Annotated in this window: 19 protein-coding genes and 1 pseudogene; 15 read left to right on the top strand and 5 right to left on the bottom strand. The window is 73.0% G+C overall.

Going from position 1 to position 20277, the window contains the following annotated elements; translation table 11 throughout:
- Nucleotides 1–136: 136 nt before the first annotated feature.
- Nucleotides 137–913: an endonuclease III gene (nth, locus tag IE250_RS18165; RefSeq protein WP_189670672.1), complete on the top strand. Its 777-nt coding sequence runs from the start codon at nucleotides 137–139 to the stop codon at nucleotides 911–913.
- A gap of 2 nt (nucleotides 914–915) precedes the next feature.
- Here nth and IE250_RS18160 read toward each other — a convergent pair whose 3' ends face one another.
- Both IE250_RS18160 and IE250_RS18155 read right to left on the bottom strand, forming a co-directional pair.
- The gene (locus IE250_RS18160; RefSeq protein WP_189670671.1) at nucleotides 916–1875 is read right to left on the bottom strand and encodes an alpha/beta fold hydrolase; all 960 of its coding nucleotides are present in this window, start codon (nucleotides 1873–1875) and stop codon (nucleotides 916–918) included.
- Nucleotides 1876–2099: 224 nt separating this feature from the next.
- A pseudogene (locus IE250_RS18155) lies at nucleotides 2100–2816 on the bottom strand (winged helix-turn-helix transcriptional regulator); the annotation flags it as partial.
- Between the two features lie 276 nt (nucleotides 2817–3092).
- Between IE250_RS18155 and IE250_RS18150 the strand changes: the two are divergent.
- Nucleotides 3093–3833, top strand: coding sequence for a hypothetical protein (locus IE250_RS18150; RefSeq protein WP_189670669.1), 741 nt, complete (start codon nucleotides 3093–3095; stop codon nucleotides 3831–3833).
- Nucleotides 3834–3852: 19 nt separating this feature from the next.
- On the opposite strand, the gene IE250_RS18145 is transcribed toward IE250_RS18150, so the two are convergent.
- The gene (locus tag IE250_RS18145; protein ID WP_189670668.1) at nucleotides 3853–4512 is read right to left on the bottom strand and encodes a YceI family protein; all 660 of its coding nucleotides are present in this window, start codon (nucleotides 4510–4512) and stop codon (nucleotides 3853–3855) included.
- A gap of 220 nt (nucleotides 4513–4732) precedes the next feature.
- Here IE250_RS18145 and IE250_RS18140 point away from each other — a divergent pair, with 220 nt between their 5' ends.
- A complete protein-coding gene (locus IE250_RS18140; protein ID WP_189670667.1) occupies nucleotides 4733–5182 on the top strand; it encodes a thioredoxin family protein in 450 nt (149 codons plus the stop codon).
- Nucleotides 5179–5619 carry a DUF4395 domain-containing protein gene (locus IE250_RS18135; RefSeq protein ID WP_189670666.1) on the top strand — a complete coding sequence of 147 codons (441 nt, stop codon included), beginning with the start codon at nucleotides 5179–5181 and terminating at the stop codon, nucleotides 5617–5619. Before IE250_RS18140 ends, IE250_RS18135 begins: the two co-directional genes overlap by 4 nt.
- 27 nt (nucleotides 5620–5646) lie before the next feature.
- Here the strand turns inward: IE250_RS18135 and IE250_RS18130 are convergent, their stop codons facing one another.
- Complete coding sequence (locus IE250_RS18130; protein WP_189670665.1) at nucleotides 5647–6006, bottom strand: DsrE family protein; 360 nt, start codon at nucleotides 6004–6006, stop codon at nucleotides 5647–5649.
- Nucleotides 6007–6155: 149 nt separating this feature from the next.
- Here IE250_RS18130 and IE250_RS18125 point away from each other — a divergent pair, with 149 nt between their 5' ends.
- From IE250_RS18125 to dtd, 6 genes are all read left to right on the top strand, one after another.
- Complete coding sequence (locus IE250_RS18125; protein WP_189670664.1) at nucleotides 6156–6779, top strand: heme-binding beta-barrel domain-containing protein; 624 nt, start codon at nucleotides 6156–6158, stop codon at nucleotides 6777–6779.
- Nucleotides 6780–6833: 54 nt separating this feature from the next.
- On the top strand, nucleotides 6834–7985 hold the full coding sequence (gene ygfZ, locus IE250_RS18120) for a CAF17-like 4Fe-4S cluster assembly/insertion protein YgfZ (protein WP_189670663.1): 1152 nt from the start codon (nucleotides 6834–6836) through the stop codon (nucleotides 7983–7985).
- A 43-nt stretch (nucleotides 7986–8028) separates the two neighbouring features.
- Nucleotides 8029–9144: an FUSC family protein gene (locus tag IE250_RS18115; RefSeq protein ID WP_308434159.1), complete on the top strand. Its 1116-nt coding sequence runs from the start codon at nucleotides 8029–8031 to the stop codon at nucleotides 9142–9144.
- 75 nt (nucleotides 9145–9219) lie between these two features.
- Nucleotides 9220–9546 (top strand): DUF2516 family protein, encoded by a 327-nt coding sequence (locus IE250_RS18110; RefSeq protein WP_189670662.1) that lies wholly within the window; start codon nucleotides 9220–9222, stop codon nucleotides 9544–9546.
- A complete protein-coding gene (locus IE250_RS18105; protein WP_229872564.1) occupies nucleotides 9543–10565 on the top strand; it encodes an asparaginase in 1023 nt (340 codons plus the stop codon). Before IE250_RS18110 ends, IE250_RS18105 begins: the two co-directional genes overlap by 4 nt.
- Entirely contained in the window at nucleotides 10562–10987 is a 426-nt protein-coding gene (gene dtd, locus IE250_RS18100; RefSeq protein ID WP_189670661.1) for a D-aminoacyl-tRNA deacylase, read from the top strand. The genes IE250_RS18105 and dtd overlap by 4 nt, the downstream gene beginning before the upstream one ends.
- Before the next feature lie 25 nt (nucleotides 10988–11012).
- Here the strand turns inward: dtd and IE250_RS18095 are convergent, their stop codons facing one another.
- Nucleotides 11013–12968, bottom strand: coding sequence for a helix-turn-helix transcriptional regulator (locus IE250_RS18095; RefSeq protein ID WP_189670660.1), 1956 nt, complete (start codon nucleotides 12966–12968; stop codon nucleotides 11013–11015).
- A gap of 264 nt (nucleotides 12969–13232) precedes the next feature.
- Here IE250_RS18095 and IE250_RS18090 point away from each other — a divergent pair, with 264 nt between their 5' ends.
- The 5 genes from IE250_RS18090 (at nucleotide 13233) to IE250_RS18070 (ending at nucleotide 20200) form a co-directional block, all read left to right on the top strand.
- Entirely contained in the window at nucleotides 13233–14723 is a 1491-nt protein-coding gene (locus IE250_RS18090) for a glycoside hydrolase family 18 protein (RefSeq protein ID WP_189670659.1), read from the top strand.
- Nucleotides 14724–14868: 145 nt separating this feature from the next.
- Complete coding sequence (locus IE250_RS18085; protein WP_189670658.1) at nucleotides 14869–15423, top strand: RNA polymerase sigma factor; 555 nt, start codon at nucleotides 14869–14871, stop codon at nucleotides 15421–15423.
- A 55-nt stretch (nucleotides 15424–15478) separates the two neighbouring features.
- Nucleotides 15479–16363 (top strand): hypothetical protein, encoded by an 885-nt coding sequence (locus IE250_RS18080; protein ID WP_189670657.1) that lies wholly within the window; start codon nucleotides 15479–15481, stop codon nucleotides 16361–16363.
- An 80-nt stretch (nucleotides 16364–16443) separates the two neighbouring features.
- Nucleotides 16444–16887, top strand: a complete 444-nt coding sequence (locus IE250_RS18075) for an OsmC family peroxiredoxin (protein ID WP_189670656.1) — start codon at nucleotides 16444–16446, stop codon at nucleotides 16885–16887.
- A 178-nt stretch (nucleotides 16888–17065) separates the two neighbouring features.
- The gene (locus tag IE250_RS18070; protein ID WP_189670732.1) at nucleotides 17066–20200 is read left to right on the top strand and encodes an FAD-binding and (Fe-S)-binding domain-containing protein; all 3135 of its coding nucleotides are present in this window, start codon (nucleotides 17066–17068) and stop codon (nucleotides 20198–20200) included.
- The last annotated feature ends 77 nt before the right edge of the window (nucleotides 20201–20277 follow it).

Below are 20277 nucleotides of genomic sequence, written 5' to 3'. Positions count from 1 at the left end.
CACGTGGACCGTCGTGGGGTCCAAAGGCCCTCGACCTTCTCATACTCCGCGTCCTAGGTACACGGCCCAAGCCGGCGGCGGGACCCGGTTACGGGCCCAACGGCCGAATGTCAGTGGGGATCGTTACTGTGGCGACGTGACCGTCAGTGAACGCGAACCCGAGAAGTACTCCAAGAATGCGCCGGAGAGCCGGCTGGCGCTCGTGCGCCGGGCACGGCGGATCAACCGCGAGCTCGCGGCGACCTATCCCGACGCTCGGGCCGAGCTGGACTTCACGACGCCGCTGGAGCTGCTGATCGCGACGGTGCTGAGCGCCCAGACCACCGACGTCCGCGTCAACGCGACCACGCCGGAGCTGTTCGTGATGTACCCGAACGCCCAGGCGTATGCGGAGGCGAACCCGGAAGAGCTCGAGGAGATCCTGCGGCCGCTCGGCTTCTTCCGCGCCAAGGCGCGGGCCGTGATCGGCCTGGGCAAGGCGCTGGTCGACCGGTACGACGGCGAGGTCCCTGGCCGGCTGAAGGACCTGGTGACCCTGCCCGGCGTCGGGCGCAAGACGGCGAACGTGGTGCTCGGCAACGCGTTCGGCGTCCCCGGAATCACCGTGGACACGCACTTCGGGCGGGTGGCGCGCCGGCTGGGCTTCACCACCGAGGAGGACGCGGTGAAGGTCGAGGCCGAGGTCGGCGAGCTGTTCCCGAAGAGGGACTGGACCATGCTCAGCCACCACCTCGTGTGGCACGGGCGGCGGGTGTGCCACTCCCGTACCCCGGCGTGCGGGGCATGCAGCATCTCGCACCTGTGCCCGTCGTACGGGACAGGCGAGACGGACCCCGACAAGGCGGCGAAGCTGGTGCGTCCGGGGCCGGAGCGTCCGGCACAGGCGGGCCGCCCCCTCGTTGCTCCGAAGTAGCCCTACTTCGGCGCGGGGGAGACGCGGGTCAGCCAGTCCAGCAGGATCCGATTCACCTCGTCCGGCGCCTCCTCGGGGAGGAAGTGGCCCGCACCGGGGATCAGCTCGTAGCGCAGGTCGGGCGCGAGGGCGATGGCGTCGAGGTCGGCGCGCTCGGAACGTACGATCCCGTCCCGGCCACCCTGGACCTGCAGTGCGGGCATGCTGAGCGGACGCCGCAGCGCGGTGGCGAACCGGCGCCCGTCCATCCGGGGCGTTGACCGCACGGCCCAGCGCAGCGCCTCGGCGGCGGAGTGCGCGGCGAACGGGATGCGCATGACGGCCTTGTACAGCTCCACGACGTCGTCGGGCAGCGGGGCAGCCGTGCCCAGCGCGAGGGTGCGTTCCACGAGGTCGCCCTTGGCCAGCGCGCGCTCCGGCAGCGTCGGGACCTGCAGGTACGCGAGCTCGCGCAGCGCGGCGGCAGTGAACGCCGCCCGGCTGCGCAGCCGGATCCTGGCCGGGTGCGGGCTGGCCAGCACGGCGACGGCCGCCGTCGTATCGGGGTTGAGGGACGCCACCGCCCAGGCGAGCGTCCCGCCCGTGCCGTGCCCCACCACGACCGCGCGCTCGCGCCCGAGGGAGCGCACGACACCCGCGACGTCGGCCGCGCGCGTCGGCACCGCATAGCCCGACGGCGGCTTGTCCGACCCGCCCACACCGCGCACGTCCATCGCGGCGACGCGATAGCCGGCGTCGGCCAGGGCGGGGATCTGGGCGCGCCACGCCCACCAGAACTGGGGGAAGCCGTGCAGCAGGACCACCAGGGGAGCGGAGCGGCTCTCGGAGCCCGCGACCGCCACGTGGAACCGCGAACCGCCCGAGGAGACGAACTCGTGCTGCCACGGCCCTTCGACGAGGGCGCACGTGTAGTCACTGGTGGCTGCCGTGCGTACGGCCGGTCTGGCCGAGAGTGCGGTCACAGGTAGAACCTACGCGCTCAGTGCCCTGTCTGCGCGGCGCTCGGTGTCTTGTCTGCGCGACGCTCGGTGTCTTGTCTGCGCGGCGCTCAGTGGCCGGTCTGCGCGACTCGCTGCCCGGCAGGACCGGCGTTGGGGTCGTCCGTGGGTGTCGCCTCCGTCGTGGCAGCGGCGCTCACCGCGTTCGTGACGATGGCGCCGTTCGTCGCCGAAGGGGCAGCCGGCGGGGCGCCGGACGCCACCGCCGGCGCCTCCTCGACCTGACGCTGCTCCTTGGGCGGGTCGAACCGGTAGCCGACGTTGCGCACCGTGCCGATGAGCTGCTCGTGCTCGGGGCCGAGCTTGGCGCGCAGCCGCCGCACGTGGACGTCGACGGTGCGGGTGCCCCCGTAGTAGTCGTAGCCCCAGACCTCCTGCAGCAGCTGGGCGCGCGTGAACACGCGGCCCGGGTGCTGCACCAGGTACTTGAGGAGCTCGAACTCCTTGTAGGTGAGGTCGATGGGGCGGCCACGGAGCCGGGCGGTGTACCCGCCGGCGTCGATCGCGAGCTCGCCCGCGGAGATCTCCTGCTGCGACTCCTCGGCCGGCCCGCGCGCCGAGCGCTCGACCACCAGACGGAGGCGTGCCTCGACCTCGGCGGGCGAGGCGGACTCCAGCAGCAGGTCATCGGCCCCCCACTCGTGGGTCACGACCGTGAGGCCGCCCTCGGTGAGGATCAGCACGAGCGGCACCGTGAGCCCGGTGGCATGCAGCAGCCGGCACGTGGTGCGGGCCGCGACGAGGTCGCGGCGTGCGTCCAACAGGACGACGTCCGCATCCGGGGCATCAACAAGCGCCGAGGGCTCCATCGGGAGCACCCGCACCCGGTGGGACAGCAGCCCCAGTGCGGGCAGCACCTCGGCAGACCCGCCGGTGGCGGGTGTGAGGATCAACAGCTCTGCCATTGACGCACCTCCTCTCGGAACCGGCGTCTTGCTACCGTCCCTGGCTCGGGTCTCGCTGAAGCGAGACGTCCCGTCGCGTCCAACTGGCTTTGCGGAAGTCTGCCCTGTTGCTTGTTGCGTGCATGTTACACGCCCTTTTCCTGAGCACCACCATGCTGCTCAGGACCCGTGACGTTCGCATGACGCGAGTGTTGCTCGACTCTCTCAGACCCGACATCTGGCGCCACAAGGGCTGCGATTGAAGGAACTTGGGCACTCTCTGGAAAACTCTGGGGCGTGTCCGTCTCCACCCGCGCCGTGATGACAGCTGTGCTCGCAGCCCTCGTCGCCGCCGCGTCATACGTCCAGCCCCGGCCTCTGCCCCTCGTGGCGGCGGCCGTGGTCCTGGTGGTTCTCGTCGCGCTGGGCTGGCCGTCACTGCTGCGGCTGCCCGCGCCGGGAAGCACCCGCGTGGTCGTGGCGCTCTGCGGGATCGGGGGCGCGGTCGCCACATACTTCACCCAGGGTGAGCCGGTGCTGCGGCATCTGCCGATCGTGCTGGCCGGCGCCGTGGTGCTCGCCTTCATCGCGCAGATGCTGCGCCGCGACGGGCGGCCGCAGCTCACCGAGTCCGTGTCGGGCACAGTAGCCGGCGTCGTCGCCGCGATCGTGACCTCCGGCTGGATCGCGGCCGCACGGTCCGACGCCGGCACCGCGCTCGTCGTGACGAGCGCCGTCGCGCTGGCGGTCGCCGCCGCCGTGTCCGCTCTGCCGGTGCGCGGCTGGGTGGCGCTCGGGATCTCCGCGGTCGCGGCCGTGGTGGTGGGTGGCACGGCCGGGACGCTGCTGCCGAACATCGACACCGTGAGCGGCCTCTGGTGCGGGCTCGTCGCCGGCATCGTCGTCGGCGCGCTGCACCTGCTGCTGGAACGGCTGCCCGCCCGTGGTGCGCGCCTGGCCGGGCTCTCGGCGAGCGCGCTGCCCGTGGCCGTGTGCGGCATCTTCGTGTTCGTCGTGGGGCGGATGGTCATCCTCTGACCACGACGGCGGGCCGTCGTCAGGACTGACGGATCATCTCGCCGGCGATCTCGATACGAACCTTCTTGGCGACCAGGACACCGCCCGCCTCGAGGGCGACGTTCCAGAGCAGGCCCCAGGCCTCGCGGTCGATCTCGCAGGTGCCGTGGAAGCCGAAGATGTCCTGGCCGTACGGATCGTGACCCACGCCGCCGAACTCGCACTCCAGCTCGACCGAGCGCGTGACGCCGCGCACCGTGAGCACGCCGTCCATGATGAATTTCGTGAACGAGCCGTCGGCCTCGTCGGGGTCGTGCGGCCGGCGGCCTGCGGTACCGGCCTTGAGCCGGGCCCACGAGAAGATCGGGTCCACCTCGGCGCGCATCCGGAGGCCGGTGCTGCGGAACTCGAGGGTGGGGTAGTTCTCGACGTCCAGGAAGTCCGGGCCGGACAGGTGGGCGTCGCGATCTGCCGCGTGCGTGTTGATCGACGCCGCCTGGATGGTGCAGGTGACCTGCGAGGCGAGCGGGTCCTCGGTGACGGTGACCGTTGCCTCGCCCTCGGCGAACTCGCCTCGGACGGGGCTGACCATCATGTGCATGGCGAGGAAGCCGAGCCGCTTGTGGTTCTGGTCGAGCTCGTACACACCGGCCGCTGGGATGGTCAGCCCATTCCAGGTACGAGTTGGTAAGGCTTCCATCTTAGTGAATTCTCCCATATATGCGGATACATGCACGTTACCACTGCGAGGGCCTCGAGTTAGTTGCCGTTTCAGCACGAGAAATACTGCCGTGTCTGGTTGCTCCGCCAATGGGAATTCACCCGTTGATGTTCGGCGAACCGCGTGGATGCCCGATGTGACGGGCGTCATTGCAGGTGGGGACTTGTCTGGACGAGCAAGTCACGGCATGGTGGGTTAAATGCTGGGACAGGTCATAGCGCTGGTCGTGCTCGTGCTGGGCACAGCCGCGCTCGGAGTGTGGTGGTCGGCCCGTCAGGGTGCCGTGCGTGGGCCCCGAGCGACGCCCGCCGGAATCGACTGGGCGTCTTCCGGGATCGCACTCGCGGACCGGGTGACTTTTGTGCAGTTCTCGGCCGAAGTGTGTGCCGCGTGCCGCTCCACATCACGTGTTCTCGGAGGAATTACCGGGTCGAGCTCCGGCGTCGGGCACCGGGAGGTGCTCGTGGACGACCACCTCGAGCTCGTGCGTACCCTGGGCGTGCTCCGGACGCCCACGGTACTGGTGGTCGACGGCGGCGGTCGCGAGGTTGCCCGCATGAGCGGTGCCGTCTCCGACACCCAGGCGCGGCAGGCGCTGAACCGGGTTACCACTGCGGTGGCCGAGGCGGACGGGGAAGGGCAGTCATGAGTGCGAGCAAGGGGATCGACCCGCGCGGACCGCGCGTCGGGGCCGGGATCACGGCGGTGCTGCTGGCATCCGTCGTGCTGCTCGGCGCGAGCACCGCGGGGCTGTGGCTGCTGACGTTCATCATGCTGAGCTTCCTGCTCGGCACGCTGCGCGGCACCGAGGGCTCGTGGCAGGGCATGCTGTTCAAGAGGTTCGTGCGGCCGCGGCTGAGCCCGCCCACCGAGATGGAGGACCGGCGCCCGCCGCGCTTCGCGCAGGGTGTGGGCCTCTTCGTCACCGCCGTTGGCGTGATCCTCGGCTTCTTCGGGCTCCTCCCGGCGGTGCCGATCGCGGCCGCCGTGGCGTTTGTCGCCGCGGCGCTCAACGCCGTCGTCGGACTGTGCCTCGGGTGCGAGCTGTACCTGCTGATGCGCCGGACGGGCCTGGTCAAGGCCTGAGCGGTCCGGCGCTCGGACCGGCTCAGGTCAGTAGACCAGGGCCTGGGCGCCGTCCCGCAGGATCTCCTCGGTGAACAGTGCCGAGCCGGCGATCCGGATGCCCGGGATCACGTCGGCCTCGGTGATGTCGCGGCGCGCGGCGCACTGCGTGCAGAGCGTGACGGTTCCGGCGGCCAGGACGGCCTCGAGCAGGTCGGGCAGTGGCGTCGCGTGCTCGAGCGCGAGGCCGGTGGCCCGGCCGGGCAGCGCGAACCACGCCGACTCTCCGGTGAGCCAGAGACTCACCTCCGCCCCGGACGCGACGGCGGCGGCGGCGACGGTGAAGGCCTGGTTGGTGGCCTCGGGCCGGTCCAGGCCTGAGGTGGTCTTGATCACGAGCTGGCGCATGCCGCTGACTGTAAGCCGGAGGCTAGGCTGGGCACCATGTCGATCCATGCCCTTGAGCTCATCTTCACCGGCCTCATCGTCGCCGTCGCCGTGGCGGTCGCCTGGTTCGCCGGCTACGTCGTCTACAAGCTGTACACCGGCCAGCGCTGATGACGTTCACGTTCCCTGACGGCCTCTCGCCCGAGGTGTATCCGCTGGCCTGGCTGGTGGGCCGGTGGCGCGGCGAGGGTGTGATCGAGTACCCGAGCATCGGCAAGAAGACGTTCGTGCAGGACCTGGTCTTCGACCACGACGGCGGCCCGTACCTGCGGTTCGAGTCCACGCTGCGGGTGCTCGAGGACGTCGTCCCGGACAAGCTGCCGGGCGAAGGCGAGTGGCCCGCCCCCGTGCCGGACCCGACCGATGCCGCTGCCGAGCTCCCGGAGACCGCCGAGATCCCCGACGTCGTGACGGCCGGCACCGTCTGGTCCACCGAGACGGGCTACTGGCGCGTGTCCACGGACCGGCCCGACGGCCTCGAGGACGACAAGCACGCGCTCGAGGTGCTCACGGCCGACGCCTCGGGGCGCATCACGGTCTACATCGGCGCCGCCGGCAACGGACGGATCGACCTGGCGTCGGACGCGATTGCGCGTACGTCCACGGCGTCCGAGGTGCGGGCGTCGAAGCGGCTCTACGGCCTGGTGCAGGGCCGCCTGCTGTGGGTGGAGGAGCTCGCCGCGTTCGGCGAGCCGCTGCGCTCGTATGCATCGGCGGAGCTGGACCGGCAGTGAGTCTCGCGGGCGGGGAATGCCCCGCCCGCCCACAACGCTGCACCTGAGGTGAGCATGGATTACGAGAGCCCCCTGTTGAGCCGCCGTGGCGCGGTTGCCGCCGCCGGCCCCGACGCCGGCGTCGCATGGCACTACGGCGACCCCACGGCCGAGCAGCGCGCACTGTCGCGCGGCGGGGCGGTGGTCGACCAGTCGCACCTCGGGATCGTCCGCGTCGCCGGGCCGGACCGGCTGAGCTGGCTGCACTCGATCACCTCCCAGCAGCTCGAGGGCCTGGCGCCCCGGGTCAGCACGGAGCTGCTCGTGCTGTCGCCGCAGGGCCACATCGAGCACGCGGCAGGCGTGGTGGACGACGGCGAGGCCACGTGGCTGATCACCGAGCGTGAGTCGGCGCCGGCCTTGGCCAGCTGGCTGATGAGGATGAAGTTCATGCTCCGCGTCGAGATCACGGACGCCACGGAGCAGTGGGCGGCGATCGGCGAGCCCGTGGCCGCGGACGGTATCGAGGGTGAGCCCGTGACCTGGCACGACGCCTGGCCGAACGTGCTCGCTGGTGGCACCCGGTACGGGCCGCCCGAGTCCGAGCACCCCGGCGCGGCGCGCCCGTGGCGGCTCGTGCTGGTGCCCCGCGCCGACCTTGAGGCCGAGGTCGCGGCCCGCGAGTCCGCCGGCTGGCCGCTCGCCGGCACCTGGGCCACTGAGGCCCTGCGCGTCGAGGCATGGCGCCCGCGGTTCGCGCGCGAGGTCGACAACCGCACCATCCCGCACGAGCTGGACTGGCTGCGTACCGCGGTCCACATCAACAAGGGCTGCTACCGGGGCCAGGAGACGGTCGCGCGGGTACACAACCTCGGCCGCCCGCCGCGCCGGCTCGTCATGCTGCACCTCGACGGTTCGCAGCACCTGCTCCCGGAGGCGGGCGCTGAGGTGCGCCTCCCGGCGTCGGACGGCGGAGAAGGCAAGGTCGTCGGGACGCTCACCTCGATGGCCCGCCATCACGAGCTGGGGCCGATCGGCCTTGCCGTGCTCAAGCGCAACGTCCCCGAGGACGCGGAGCTCATGGTGTCCGGCGAGATCTCGGGGCAGGCCATCGAGGTGTCGGCGGCACAGGAGATCGTGGTCCCGGGGGACGGCATGTCGGTCGACCGCCCGGAGTCGCACGGCCCGCTGACCCCTGGCCTGCGTGGACCGGGCAGCCTGATCTGAGCCGTCGGCGTCCGGGCCGGGACCTGGGTGCGAAGATGCCTCCGTGACCTCATTGCCAGGCTCGGCCGACGAGATGTGGCAGCAGGCCATGCGCACGCTCATGCTGCGCACCCGCGTGCGGCAGGGGTGGACGAGGGCCCGGGCCGGCCTGATCCCGATTGCGCAGGCGTCGCTCGCCGCCGGCGTCGCCTACCTGGTGGCGCGGTATGCGCTGGGGCACGAGCAGCCCTTCTTCGCGGCGATCGCGGCGTGGGTCTGCCTCGGGTTCACCGCGCAGCGCGACGTGCGCAGGGTGTCCGAGATGGCCGTGGGCGTGGCCGTCGGCGTCGGCCTGGGCGACCTGATCGTGCACCTGATCGGGTCGGGCTGGTGGCAGCTCACCGTGGTGCTGTTCATCGCGGCGGTCGCGGCGCGGTTCATCGACCGGGGCGCGCTCCTGGTCACGCAGGCGGGCGTGCAGGCGATCATCGTCGTCGGCCTGCCGTCGGTTTCCGGCGGGCCGCTCGGGCGGTGGACGGACGCCCTGATCGGCGGCAGCATCGCCCTGCTCGTCGCGCTGCTCACGCCCGGCGACACCCGGCGCCGCCCCCGCGCGCTGGCCGAGCGGGCGGTGACCGAGCTCGCCGAGACCCTGGAGACGCTCGCCCGCGGCCTGCGCTCGCGCGACCAGGACGACGTCCGTGCCGCCCTCGTGCGCGGACGGGCCTCCGAGCCGGTGCTCGCCGAGTGGCAGGAGGCCGCGCGCGGCGCACGCGAGCTGGCCCGGATCTCCGTGGGCCGGGTGCACCGCGGCGAGCTCGGCCGGCTGGAGGAGCAGGCCGTGCTCGTCGACCGGACGATGCGGTCGGTGCGGGTCCTCGCCCGGCGCGTGCTTCCCGTGCTCGAGGGCGACCACGACGTCGAGCCGGTGGCCGGGCTGGTCGGTGGCTTCGCGTCGGGCGTGCGGCTCCTCGCGTCCGACGTCGGCTCCGGGGGCGACGGCGCGCGCGGGCGCGACGCGCTGACCACCGTGGCCGCCCAGGTGGACCCGCGGACCGTGGGCGAGGGCGACTGGCAGGTGCAGTCGCTGGTGATGCTCCTGCGGTCGCCCGTCGTGGACGCGCTGGAGGCCGCCGGGGTCTCGCCGGGCGACGCGCGGGACGCGCTGCCGGAGCTGTAGCCGCCCGGGCTGGCACTGACGCCAGCCAGGACAGTGCCCAGCGGATTCACCTCCCTGGTGCCGTAGGCTCGTCCCGTGTTCGGAGCTCTCCAACAGTTCGTGTTCATCGGGCTGGGTCTCATCGTCTTCGCGGTCCAGGTGGTCGCCCTGGTCGACGCGATACGCCGCCCTGCTCACGCCTACAAGTCCGAGGGCAAGCTCTCGAAGCCGATCTGGCTCGCGATCCTCGGTGCCGCGGCCGCCTTCGGCCTGCTGGGGCTGCCGCCGAGCTACTTCACGGCGGACTCCTTCCTCAACGTGATCGCGGTGGTCCCCGCCATCATCTACTGGGCGGACGTGCGTCCCCGCCTGCAGCCGTACGGCACGGGCAACAAGCCGCGCGGTCCGCAGGGCGGCTGGTGACCGCGCACGAGGCGGCGCCGCTGGCCGAGGTGATCCGCGGCGACCTCGTGGAGTCGGTGCACCTGGGGCACCTCGTCGTGCTCGACCCGTCCGGCCGGCCGGTGGTCCAGGTGGGCAACCCGACCACGCTGATCTGGCCGCGGTCGTCGCTGAAGCCGGTGCAGCTGGTCGCGATGCTCCGCGCCGGCCTGGAGCTGCCGGACCGCCTGGTGGCGCTCGCCGCCGCGAGCCACAACGGTGAGCCCGCCCACCTGGAGGGCGTGCTGCAGATCCTCGGGTCGGTGGGCATGGGCTCGGGCGCCCTGCAGAACACGCCCGACCTGCCGCTGTACCCGCCGGCCGCGCTCGAGTGGCACATGGCGCCGCACAACGGCGGGCCGGGTCCGGCGTCCCTCGCGCAGAACTGCTCGGGCAAGCACGCGGCCATGCTCGCGACCTGCCTCACGCAGGGCTGGGACATCCAGACGTACCTCTCGGCCGAGCATCCGTTGCAGCGGGCCATCCGTAGCACCGTCCTCGAGATGACCGGCGACGCCGAGGTGGTCATGCGCACCACGGTCGACGGCTGCGGCGCGCCCCTGTTCTCCACGACGCTGCTCGGCCTGGCGCGTGCGTTCTCGATCCTGGGCGCCGCGCCCACCGTCGACGTCCGCTCGCACGAGGCGCGCGCCGGCCGCGCGATCTCGGCGCACCCCGAGATGGTGGGCGGCACCGGCCGCGACGTCACGCTCGCGATGGAGGCCGTGCCCGGCCTGGTCGCGAAGGACGGCGCCGAGGGCGTCTACGCCGCCGGGCTGCCCGACGGATCAGCCATCGCGTTCAAGGTGCTCGACGGCTCGGCCCGGGCTCGCCCCGTGATCCTCGCCGCCGCCCTGCGCGCTGCGGGCGCGGCCGGCCTGCCGGGCGTGTACCCGGGCGGGCTCGACGGGCTGGGCCGCGTGCCGGTGCTCGGCGGCGGGCGTCCGGTCGGGGAGGTCCGGGCAGTCTTCGCCGACGCGTACATCGAGGGCCGCCGATGAGGGCGGTCCTCCAGCGCGTCATCCGGGCGTCGGTGGTGGTCGACGGCGAGGTGGTCGGCGCCATCGACAAGCCCGGCATCGTGGCGCTGGTCGGCATCACGCACGACGACGGCCCCGCCCAGGTCGAGATCATCGCCCGCAAGATCGCCGAGCTGCGGATCCTGCACGACGAGAAGTCCGTGGCCGACGTCGGCGCGCCGGTGCTCGTCGTCAGCCAGTTCACGCTCTACGGCGACGCCCGCAAGGGGCGCCGCCCCACGTGGAACCAGGCGGCGCCCGGGCCGGTCGCGGAGCCCCTCGTGGACGCCGTCGTCGCAGCGCTCCGGGAGCGCGGCCTGACCGTCGAGACCGGGCGGTTCGGCGCCGACATGCAGGTCGAGCTGACGGGCGACGGCCCGGTGACGATCCTCCTCGAGGCCTGAGTCCGGCCCGCACACCGACGCCCGGCTAGCCCCGGAGCGCCAGCACCGCCAGCTCCGTGCGGGAGCGCACCCCGAGCTTGCGGAAGACCCGCCCCAGGTGCACCTCCACGGTGCGGACCGACACGTAGAGGTTCGCGGCGACCTGCCGGTTCGTCCGGCCCTGCACCACGAGCCGCGCGACGTCGAGCTCGCGCTCGGTGAGCACGTCGGCCCACTGCCCGCACGGCTCCTCCTGCCCGACGCCGGCGGCGGCGGCCCCTCCCGTCGCCTCGCCCGGAGTCTCGCCCGGTGCCGGCCCGGGGAACGGATCGGGCACCAGGCCCGGCGCCTGCAGCGCCCGCTCGGCGATGCGCTCCCACGCCTTCGCGCCGGACTCCTCGAACAGCTCATGGGCGCCGAGCAGGTGTGCCGCAGCGTCGCCGGGCAAGCCGAGGCGGGCGAAGGCGCGGGCGGCGACCAGCTCGGTGAGCCCGCGTTCGAACGTGGAGCCCACCCGGAGGGACGCCTCGACGGCCCGCTCCCGTGCTCTGCTGATCCCTGACGCATCGGCGAGGGCGAGCTCGGCGCGCGCGAGGTCGAGCCCACGCCGCCGCACCGGTCCGCCGGAGGGGCCCGCGGCGCCCACGTCGCCCAAACTTACGGGCGGCAGCACGCGGAGCCGCAGGCGTTCGTGCGAGCGGCGGGCGGTGCGGTCCTGGCCGGCGAGCACCAGCAGCTCCACCGGGTCGGGAGTGGGCAGCCAGAGACGGCGTAGCTCGTCGCCGCCGCGCTCGGCCGCGAGCCCGAGCAGCGTCGCGGCCTCGGCCCAGCGCCCGTCGAACGCGGCGGTCTGGGCGCGGTCGCCGAGCGTGGCCGCACGCACCACCGGCGCGACCTGCCCGCGCACCGACGCCTCGAGCGCAGCGGTCGGCAGGCTCAGGTGCCCGTCCCGGACCAGGTCCAGGCGGCGCGCGAGTGCTATCCCGAGCCCGCCGAAGGCGAGGGCCACGGGTAGGCGTCCGACGGCGTCGTCGAGCACCGAAGCCGCCTCGGTGATGTCGCCGAGGCGCAGCGCCAGGTACGACTGGGCCACGCGGAGGTGCGCCTCGGCGAGCGGGGTCATGGCGTCGGAGGGGCCGTCGAACCACCAGCCTGCCGGGCGTGCGGGGGCCAGCTCCGCGACCTCGGAGAGGACGGCGGCGGCCTCGCCGGGTCTGCCGTCGAGCAGGCGGAGCGTCTTGCGGGCGGCGGCGATCGCCGCGCGGTCCGGTCCGGAGGCGTCCTCGGCGACGACGGCGTCGGGCCGGCCGTCCAGGAGGGCGAGCGCGATGCCGAGCGAACGGGCGGCGCCGCCCACGCCGCCGGCGGAGGAATCGACGTGACTGGTGGCGCGGCGGAGGTGCGCGACGGCGTCGTGCACGTGCCCCGCCCACAGCGCGGCCCGGCCCGCCACCGCGAAGGCGCGCGCCCGCACCGCGTCGGTGCCGTGGCTCGCAGCTTCCCGGGCGACCTCGTGCGCGCGGTGGACGTCGCCGCGGGCGAGGTGCTGCTCGGCGAGCTCGACCAGGCCGTCTGCGAGCAGGGGATCGCCCGCGAGCGTGCACAGGGCCGTGTGCCAGATGGCGACGAGCGGCTCGTCGGCCTTGCGGTGCACGTCGGCCAGCGCGACGTGGGCGGCCGTGCGGGTGGCGAGGTCGGCGTCCTCGTGCACCACCGAGCGGATGCGCGGATGGTGGAACCGGAACCGGCCGCCCACGAGATGTAGGTGCCGTCCGGCAGGGCCGGCCATCAGCGTGTCGATGTCGGTGCCCGACGCGGCGAGCAGCACTTCGGTGCGGTCCGTCACGGCGACGGCGGCGACGAGCAGCACGCGGCGTGCGTCGTCGTCGAGGTCGAGCGGGCCCACGGCCTCTCGGACGGCACGCGCGGCAGGCAGCGGGTCCGGCAGCAGTGCCGTCCCGCGGAGGTGCTCTCCGTCGAGCATCCGGGCTGTCTGGTCCACACATCCCGGTTCGTCACCCACCATTCGCGTGAGCTCGCACGCCACGTGGGGTGCCACGGTTCGGTCACCGAGGGGGAGCCGAAAGACGACTTGCTGCGGCGGCGCGGTCATCCAGCCTCCCGGATTCGTTCACGGTGCTCGCAAGTATGGCCTTCTCGGGCGTGCGCACTACGTACGTAAGGGTTTTCCCTCATTCCCGGTTATGCAAGGTGTCCTTACTTTAGGGGATGCCGGCCAACCGGGCCGCAGACGAGAGGGACGCACATGGGACCGACCTACGCTCGGCCGTCGGGCACGAGACGGCTCACCCGAGGAATCCTCGCGGGGGCCGCCGCGCTCGCCGTGGCAGCCTCCGCCGCCGTGGCAGGTGCGAGCCTGTCCGAGGCGGACGCGGCCGAGGCCAAGCCCAAGCCCGCGAAGTCCGCCGACGCCGGCGACTCCGCTATCAACGGCTTCCGCAGCGTCGGCTACTTCACCCAGTGGGGCGTGTACGGGCGCGGCTACCAGGCCAAGCAGCTTGATACGTCCGGCGTGGCGGACGAGCTGACCCACGTCAACTACGCGTTCGCGAACATCCACAACGAGCGCCTCGAGTGCTTCGAGGCGAACAAGGGGAACGGCCCCGGCCCCGACGGGTCCGACGGCGCGGGCGACGCCTGGGCCGACTACGGCATGGGCTACACGGCCGCCAGCTCGGTCTCGGGCGTGGCGGACACCTGGGACCAGCCATTGGCCGGTTCGTTCAACCAGTTCAAGCAGCTCAAGGCGAAGCACCCGGACCTCAAGGTCCTGATGTCGATCGGCGGGTGGACCTGGTCCAAGAACTTCTCGCTGGCTGCCGCCACGGACGCCTCGCGCGAGAAGTTCGTGTCGAGCTGCATCGACGTGTTCATCAAGGGCAACCTGCCGGTCATCGACGGGCGCGGCGGCCCGGGCGCGGCAGCCGGCGTGTTCGACGGGTTCGACATCGACTGGGAGTGGCCCGGCTCGCTCAACGGGGCCGAGGGCAATCACGTGGACCCCGTGAACGACCGCGAGAACTTCAAGCTGCTGCTCGCCGAGTTCCGGCAGCAGCTCGACGCGCTCGGCAGGAAGACGCACAGGGACTACCTCCTGTCGGCCTTCCTCCCGGCCAACCCCGCTGACATCGAGTCGGGCGGCTGGAACGACCCCGAGATCTTCGAGTCCCTCGACTTCGGCAACGTCCAGGGCTACGACCTGCACGGCGCCTGGGACGCGGACCTCGCCGGCCACCAGGGCAACCTGTACGGCGACCCCGCAGACCCGCGGCCGGGGCAGTACAGCGCTGACCTCGCCGTGCAGAACTACCTCGATGCCGGCGTCCCCGCCGAGCAGCTCGGCCTCGGCCTCGCCATGTACGGCCGCGGCTGGACCGGCGTGACGTCGTCCGACCCGTGGAGCGGGGCGACGGGCGCTGCCCCCGGCCTGTACGAGGCCGGGATCGACGACTACGACCTGGTCAAGAATGTCGGCACCGAGCACTACGACGCCGACCTCGGGGCCGCCTGGCGGTACGACGGCACGAACTGGTGGTCCTACGACAGCGCGCAGTCAGTGACCACGAAGGCGGCGTACATCCGCGAGCAGGGCCTCGGCGGAGCAATGTGGTGGGAGCTGTCGGGCGACCGCTCCGGCGAGCTCACCGGCGCGCTGCAGGGCGTGCTCGGGACCGGCAAGGCGGGTCCCGTGGAAGCCCCCGAGGTGGAGCCGACCGAGCCGCCGGACGAGGACTGACCGTCTCGACGGGCTCGACCACCGGTGCTCGACCGCCGGTGGTCGAGCCCGTCTACCGTGGTCGAGCCCGTCGAGATCTGCACAGGCGGTCAACCTCGGCGAGCTCGACGTGCAAGGAACCAGGCAATCACGACAGAGTGGGGTCGTGGACGACAGACCCGGCGCCCCCAAGGACGAGCCGCCGCACGACCGGCCCCCGCACGACGAGGCCTGGTTCAGCGCGCTCTTCGACGCGCACTCGCGCGCCCTCTACTCGTACTTCGTCCGTCGGCTGCCCGACGGCGGCCGCACCTCCGACGCCGAGGACCTCGCCGCCGAGGTGCTCGCGACGGCCTGGCGGCGGCGCGACGACGTGCCTGACGGGGCCGAGCTGCCCTGGATGTACCGCACCGCCGGCTATGTGCTGGCGAACCACCGGCGCAAGATGCGGGCACTGCCCGTCGCGGTCGTCCCGGACGAGCCGGACGACGTGGACCCCGCGACGCTCGCCGTCGACGACGACGCCGTGCGCCGGGTCCTGTCCCGGCTGTCCCCGCGCGACCGGCGGATCCTCCTGCTCGTCGCCTGGGACGGGCTGTCGGGCGACGATCTCGCGGTGGTGCTCGGCGTCTCCCGCGGCGGGGCTGACGCGGCCCTGTCCCGCGCCCGCGCCCGGCTCCGCGACGCGTGGGACGCGCACGAGCAAGCGGTGGACGCATGAGCACATGTAGAGGGTGTGCGCGCCGTGCGGCGGCGCACGGCACGGAGGGACAGCGATGAACGAGCACGAGCGACTGGGGGACCCGGCGTTCGACCGCCTGGTGGCGGCGGACCCTGCCAAGCGTGCGCCCGATCCGGTCGAGGGCGTCCTCCGGGCCAAGGTCGATGCGCTGATCGCCGGGTCGGGAACCCGGCCGCTGGCGGAGGTGCGGGCACCGTCGGAGCAGGCCGGCCCGGAGGGGCGCGAGCCCGCCGGACCCGGGCAGGCGGACGAGCTGGCGGTGCGGCGGCACCGGCGTCGGGCGCCGTGGCTGGTCGCGGCCGCCGTGGCGGGGATCGTGGCGGCGGGCGGTGGCGGCTACGTGGCCGGGGAGTCGGGTGCGGGGGCCGGTTCCATGGCGGCGGACGTCGAGGACAGCGGCGGCGCCGAGTCCGCGGACAACGCCGAGCCGTCGACCATGGGACTGCCGGAAGCGGATGCCGAGGCCGCGGAGCCGCTCGAAGCGGGCGGCGACCTGCCCGCGGGAGCGGGGCTCGTGTTCCACGCGGGCGCCGGGCTGTCGGACACGCCGCGGACGGCGGAGGTGCGCTCCGCCGGGGCGGGCGGGAGCGAGAGCCTTGGCGCGTACCCGGTCGTGAGCGAGGTGGAGGCCGTCGAGCGCCTGGGCGACCCACGGTTCGCCGGTTCGGTGCTGGGGTCCCGACCGGCACCGCAGGAGGCCGAACAGGCTCGGCCCACGGCGGAAGCGCCGGTGCCGGGCGGTCCGATCGCGTGGCCAGTGGCGGACGTGACCATCGTCTCGGCGAGCCTCACTGAGGTGCGCTACAGCCTGGCCGACGACACGGAGCTGCTCGTCCCCGCCTACCACCTCGTGGACGACAAGGGCAACAGCTGGACCGTCATGGCGGTGGGCGAGGAGCTGCTCGACTTCGCCCCGTGACGCGTGGACGTGACGCGACTGCCCGGCGGGCGGCATAGGGTCGGGCAGGCAGGGATCATCCGAGTCACAAGGAGAGCACCATGGCAGTACGCACCGCCCGCACCGCCTGGAACGGCACCTTCCTGGAGGGGTCGGGCCAGGTCGAGATGTCGTCGTCGGGCGTAGGGACGTTCGACGTGTCCTGGCCGTCTCGCATCGCCGACGAGGCCGCGGGCGTCACCAGCCCCGAGGAGCTCCTCGCGGCGGCGCACTCGTCGTGCTTCACGATGGCGTTCACCAACGAGCTGGGCCAGGCCGGTGGCACGCCGGAGCAGCTCGAGGTCACGGCCGACGTGACGCTCGGCCCGGACCCCGCAGGCGGTGTCCGCGTCACCAAGAGCGCACTGACGGTGCGCGGGTACGCGAGCGGCATCGACGAGGCGGGCTTCAAGGCCGCTGCCGAGGCCGCCAAGGCCGGCTGCCCGATCTCGAAGGCGCTGACCGGCGTCGACCAGATCACGGTGGACGTCACCTTCGAGGGCTGATCGCCGCTTCGCCGGCCGAGCTTTCTCGCTGGTCGAGCGGGTCGAGACCACAGTTCTCCACCCGCTCGGCCGGCGGGGCGCCGGTACCTTGCGTGAACATCTGGCGCGGTCTGCCGCCTCGTGGTGCGAGAATCGCGAGGTGCCATCGCAGACCAACGACGCCCGATCCCGGAACGGCATGAACGACTACGACCGTGTTGCGCACGGCTCCGAGGGCCACACCGCCGACGCCGCCGAGGCTGCCCGCATCGCGCGGGAAGAGGCCGAGGCCCGGGCCGCCGAGGAGGCGGAACGCCGCCGCGCCGAGAGCGAGGAGCGGCGCAAGGCCGCGCGCCGGGAGGCGGACCACGCCGCCGAGGCCGCGCGCGAGGCGGTCGCCGACGCGCTGCGCACCGTGGTCGGCTGCGACGTCGACACCAGCACGCGCCGCCGCGCCGAGTACTCCACGGACGCGTCCAACTACCGGGTGGTCCCCGAGGGCGTGCTGTTCCCGGAGACCACCGACGACGTCGTCGCGGCGCTCGGGGTGCTGCGCGAGCTCGAGATCCCGATCACGGCGCGCGGCGCGGGCACGTCGGTCGCGGGCAACTCGGTGGGCCCGGGCGTCGTGCTCGACCTGGGCCGGAACCTCAACCGGGTGCTGAGCATCGACCCGGAACGGCGCACGGCCCGCGTCCAGCCGGGCACGATCATGTCCACCCTCCAGGCGCAGGCCAAGGCGCACGGCCTGCGCTTCGGCCCCGACCCCAGCACGCAGAACCGCGCGACGCTCGGCGGCATGATCGGCAACAACGCGTGCGGCCCGCACGCCGTCGCGTACGGGCGCACCGCCGACAACGTGGTCTCGCTCGACGTGATCGACGGCGCCGGGCGGCGGTTCACCGCGGGTTCCGGCGACCCCGAGTTCCGATCCGTCCCCGGTCTCAAGGAGCTCGTCCGGGACAACCTCGCGCTGATCCGTACGGAGTTCGGCCGGTTCGGCCGGCAGGTGTCGGGCTACTCGCTGGAGCACCTGCTGCCCGAGAACGGCTCGAACCTCGCCCGCGCCCTCGTCGGCACGGAGGGCACGCTGGTCACGGTCCTGGAGGCGGAGCTCAACCTGGTGGAGACGCCGGGCGCGCCCACGCTGGTGGTCCTCGGCTACCCCGACATGGCCACGGCCGCCGACGACGTCCCCCGCCTCCTGGACCACAAGCCCCTCGCCATCGAGGGTCTCGACGCCCGGCTGGTCGACGTCGTGCGGCGCGCCAAGGGCGAAAGCTCGGTCCCGCCGCTGCCCGGGGCCGGCGTCGAGGGCGTCACCGGCTGGCTGATGATCGAGGTCGGCGGCTCGTCGCAGGCCGAGGCCCTGGGCCGCGCGGACGCGATAGTGGCGGCGTCGACGGCGCTGGACTCCGTGGTGCTGCCCGCCGGCCCCGACGCGACGAAGATGTGGCAGATCCGGGCCGACGGCGCCGGCCTGGCCGGCCGCACGCCCGCCGGGGAGCAGGCCTGGCCCGGCTGGGAGGACTCCGCCGTGCCGCCCGAAAAGCTGGGGTCGTACCTGCGTGACCTGCAGGCGCTCATGGACCGCTACGGCGTGGACGGCCTGCCCTACGGTCACTTCGGCGACGGCTGCGTGCACCTGCGGATCGACATCCCGCTGGAGACGTCGGGGTCGGTGCTGCGCACGTTCATGTTCGAGGCGGCGGAGCTCGTGGCCCGCTACGGCGGGTCGCTGTCCGGCGAGCACGGTGACGGCCGTGCCCGGTCCGAGCTGCTGCCGCTCATCTACTCCTCCGAGGCGATAGCGCTGCTGGAGCGGTTCAAGGCTCTGTTCGACCCGAAGGACCTGCTCAACCCGGGCGTCGTCGTGCGGCCGCGGGCGGTCGACGTCGACCTGCGCCGGCCGGCCGCGGCACCGGTGCGCACCAAGCTGCCGATGGCCGGGAAGGGCTCCGCGCACGGCGTCCGGCGCAAGACCGGGTACGAGGGGTTCTCGTTCGCGCACGACCACAACGACCTGACCACCGCCGTGCACCGCTGCGTGGGCGTCGGCAAGTGCCGGGCGGACACCTCGGCGTCGGGCGGCTTCATGTGCCCCAGCTACCAGGCGACGAAGGACGAGAAGGACGTGACGCGCGGGCGCGCCCGCGTGCTGCAGGAGGCGGTGAACGGGACCCTTGTCGGCGGCCTCGAGGCGCCAGAGGTGCGGGAGTCGCTGGACCTGTGCCTGTCGTGCAAGGCGTGCTCGAGCGACTGCCCGGCGGGCGTCGACATGGCGCAGTACAAGTCGGAGGTCCTGTACCGGACCTACCGCGGCAAGCTGCGGCCCGTCGACCACTACGCCCTGGGCTGGCTGCCCCGCTGGGCCCGCCTGGCCGGGCACGTGCCGGGGCTGGTCAACCGGCTGCTGGGCGTGGATCTGATCGGCAAGGCGGTGCTGTGGGCGGGCGGCATGGACACCCGCCGGTCGATGCCGAAGTTCGCGGACATCCCGTTCCGGCACTGGTGGGCGCGCGGCGGCGCGACGCACGGCGTCCCCGGGCTGCCCGTGGTGTCGGAGGAGGGGCTGGGGGTGCCCGGGCGCGAGGGCGCTACGGCGGCCCGGCTCGCGACCAAGCCGAAGGTGGTGCTCTGGACCGACTCGTTCAGCGACGCGCTCGCGCCCACGGTCCCGCAGGCGGCGCTGAAGGTGCTGACCAGGGCCGGGTACTCCGTGATCGTCCCGGACGAGCAGGCCTGCTGCGGCCTCACCTGGATCTCGACGGGTCAGCTCGACGGCGCCCGGCGTCGTCTGCTGAAGCTGCTCGAGGTGCTCGGGCCGTACGCGGTGAACGGGATCCCGATCATGGGGCTGGAGCCGTCCTGCACGGCGGTGCTGCGCTCGGACCTGCTCGACCTGTTCCCCGACGACCCGCGCGCGCACGCCGTGGCCCGCATGACGCGGACGGCGGCCGAGCTGCTGACCTCGTCGGACACCCCGGACGAGTGGGAGATGCCCTCCCTCGCCGACCTCACGGCCGTGGTGCAGCCGCACTGCCACCAGCACTCCGTGATGGGCTACCAGGCGGACCAGGCGCTGCTCGAGAAGGGCGGTGCGAAGGTCGAGGTACTGGCGGGCTGCTGCGGCCTGGCCGGCAACTTCGGCATGCAGAAGGGGCACTACGAGACGTCGGTGGCGGTCGCGGAGAACGCGCTGCTGCCCGCGCTGCGGGACGCCGCCCCCGGGACGACCTACCTGGCCGACGGCTTCTCCTGCCGCACCCAGGCGCTGGACCTCGCGGGCGTCGAGGGCAAGTCCCTGCTCGAGGTGATAGCGGACCGGCTGTAGGGGAGTATCGGCAACTCCGCCGCAGGTCGGAGCCATATCCACCGGGCGGGTGATCCGCCGGCGGGCGTCCGTCGTGA

Origin of the sequence: Promicromonospora soli, from assembly GCF_014653785.1 — a bacterium.
In the GTDB taxonomy this organism is placed as follows: Bacteria; Actinomycetota; Actinomycetes; order Actinomycetales; family Cellulomonadaceae; genus Promicromonospora; species Promicromonospora soli.
Note: the sequence above shows the minus strand (reverse complement) of the source record. Positions and strands in the feature narration are given on the sequence as shown.

Excerpts from the sequence above, each read along its gene's own strand:
- IE250_RS18145 (WP_189670668.1), bottom strand. The coding sequence starts at position 4,512 with ATGGAAGCCTTACCAACTCGTACCTGGAATGGGCTGACCATCCCAGCG.
- IE250_RS18140 (WP_189670667.1), top strand. The coding sequence starts at position 4,733 with ATGCTGGGACAGGTCATAGCGCTGGTCGTGCTCGTGCTGGGCACAGCC.
- IE250_RS18135 (WP_189670666.1), top strand. The coding sequence starts at position 5,179 with ATGAGTGCGAGCAAGGGGATCGACCCGCGCGGACCGCGCGTCGGGGCC.
- IE250_RS18130 (WP_189670665.1), bottom strand. The coding sequence starts at position 6,006 with ATGCGCCAGCTCGTGATCAAGACCACCTCAGGCCTGGACCGGCCCGAG.
- IE250_RS18125 (WP_189670664.1), top strand. The coding sequence starts at position 6,156 with ATGACGTTCACGTTCCCTGACGGCCTCTCGCCCGAGGTGTATCCGCTG.
- ygfZ (WP_189670663.1), top strand. The coding sequence starts at position 6,834 with ATGGATTACGAGAGCCCCCTGTTGAGCCGCCGTGGCGCGGTTGCCGCC.
- dtd (WP_189670661.1), top strand. The coding sequence starts at position 10,562 with ATGAGGGCGGTCCTCCAGCGCGTCATCCGGGCGTCGGTGGTGGTCGAC.
- IE250_RS18090 (WP_189670659.1), top strand. The coding sequence starts at position 13,233 with ATGGGACCGACCTACGCTCGGCCGTCGGGCACGAGACGGCTCACCCGA.
- IE250_RS18080 (WP_189670657.1), top strand. The coding sequence starts at position 15,479 with ATGAACGAGCACGAGCGACTGGGGGACCCGGCGTTCGACCGCCTGGTG.
- IE250_RS18075 (WP_189670656.1), top strand. The coding sequence starts at position 16,444 with ATGGCAGTACGCACCGCCCGCACCGCCTGGAACGGCACCTTCCTGGAG.
- IE250_RS18070 (WP_189670732.1), top strand. The coding sequence starts at position 17,066 with ATGAACGACTACGACCGTGTTGCGCACGGCTCCGAGGGCCACACCGCC.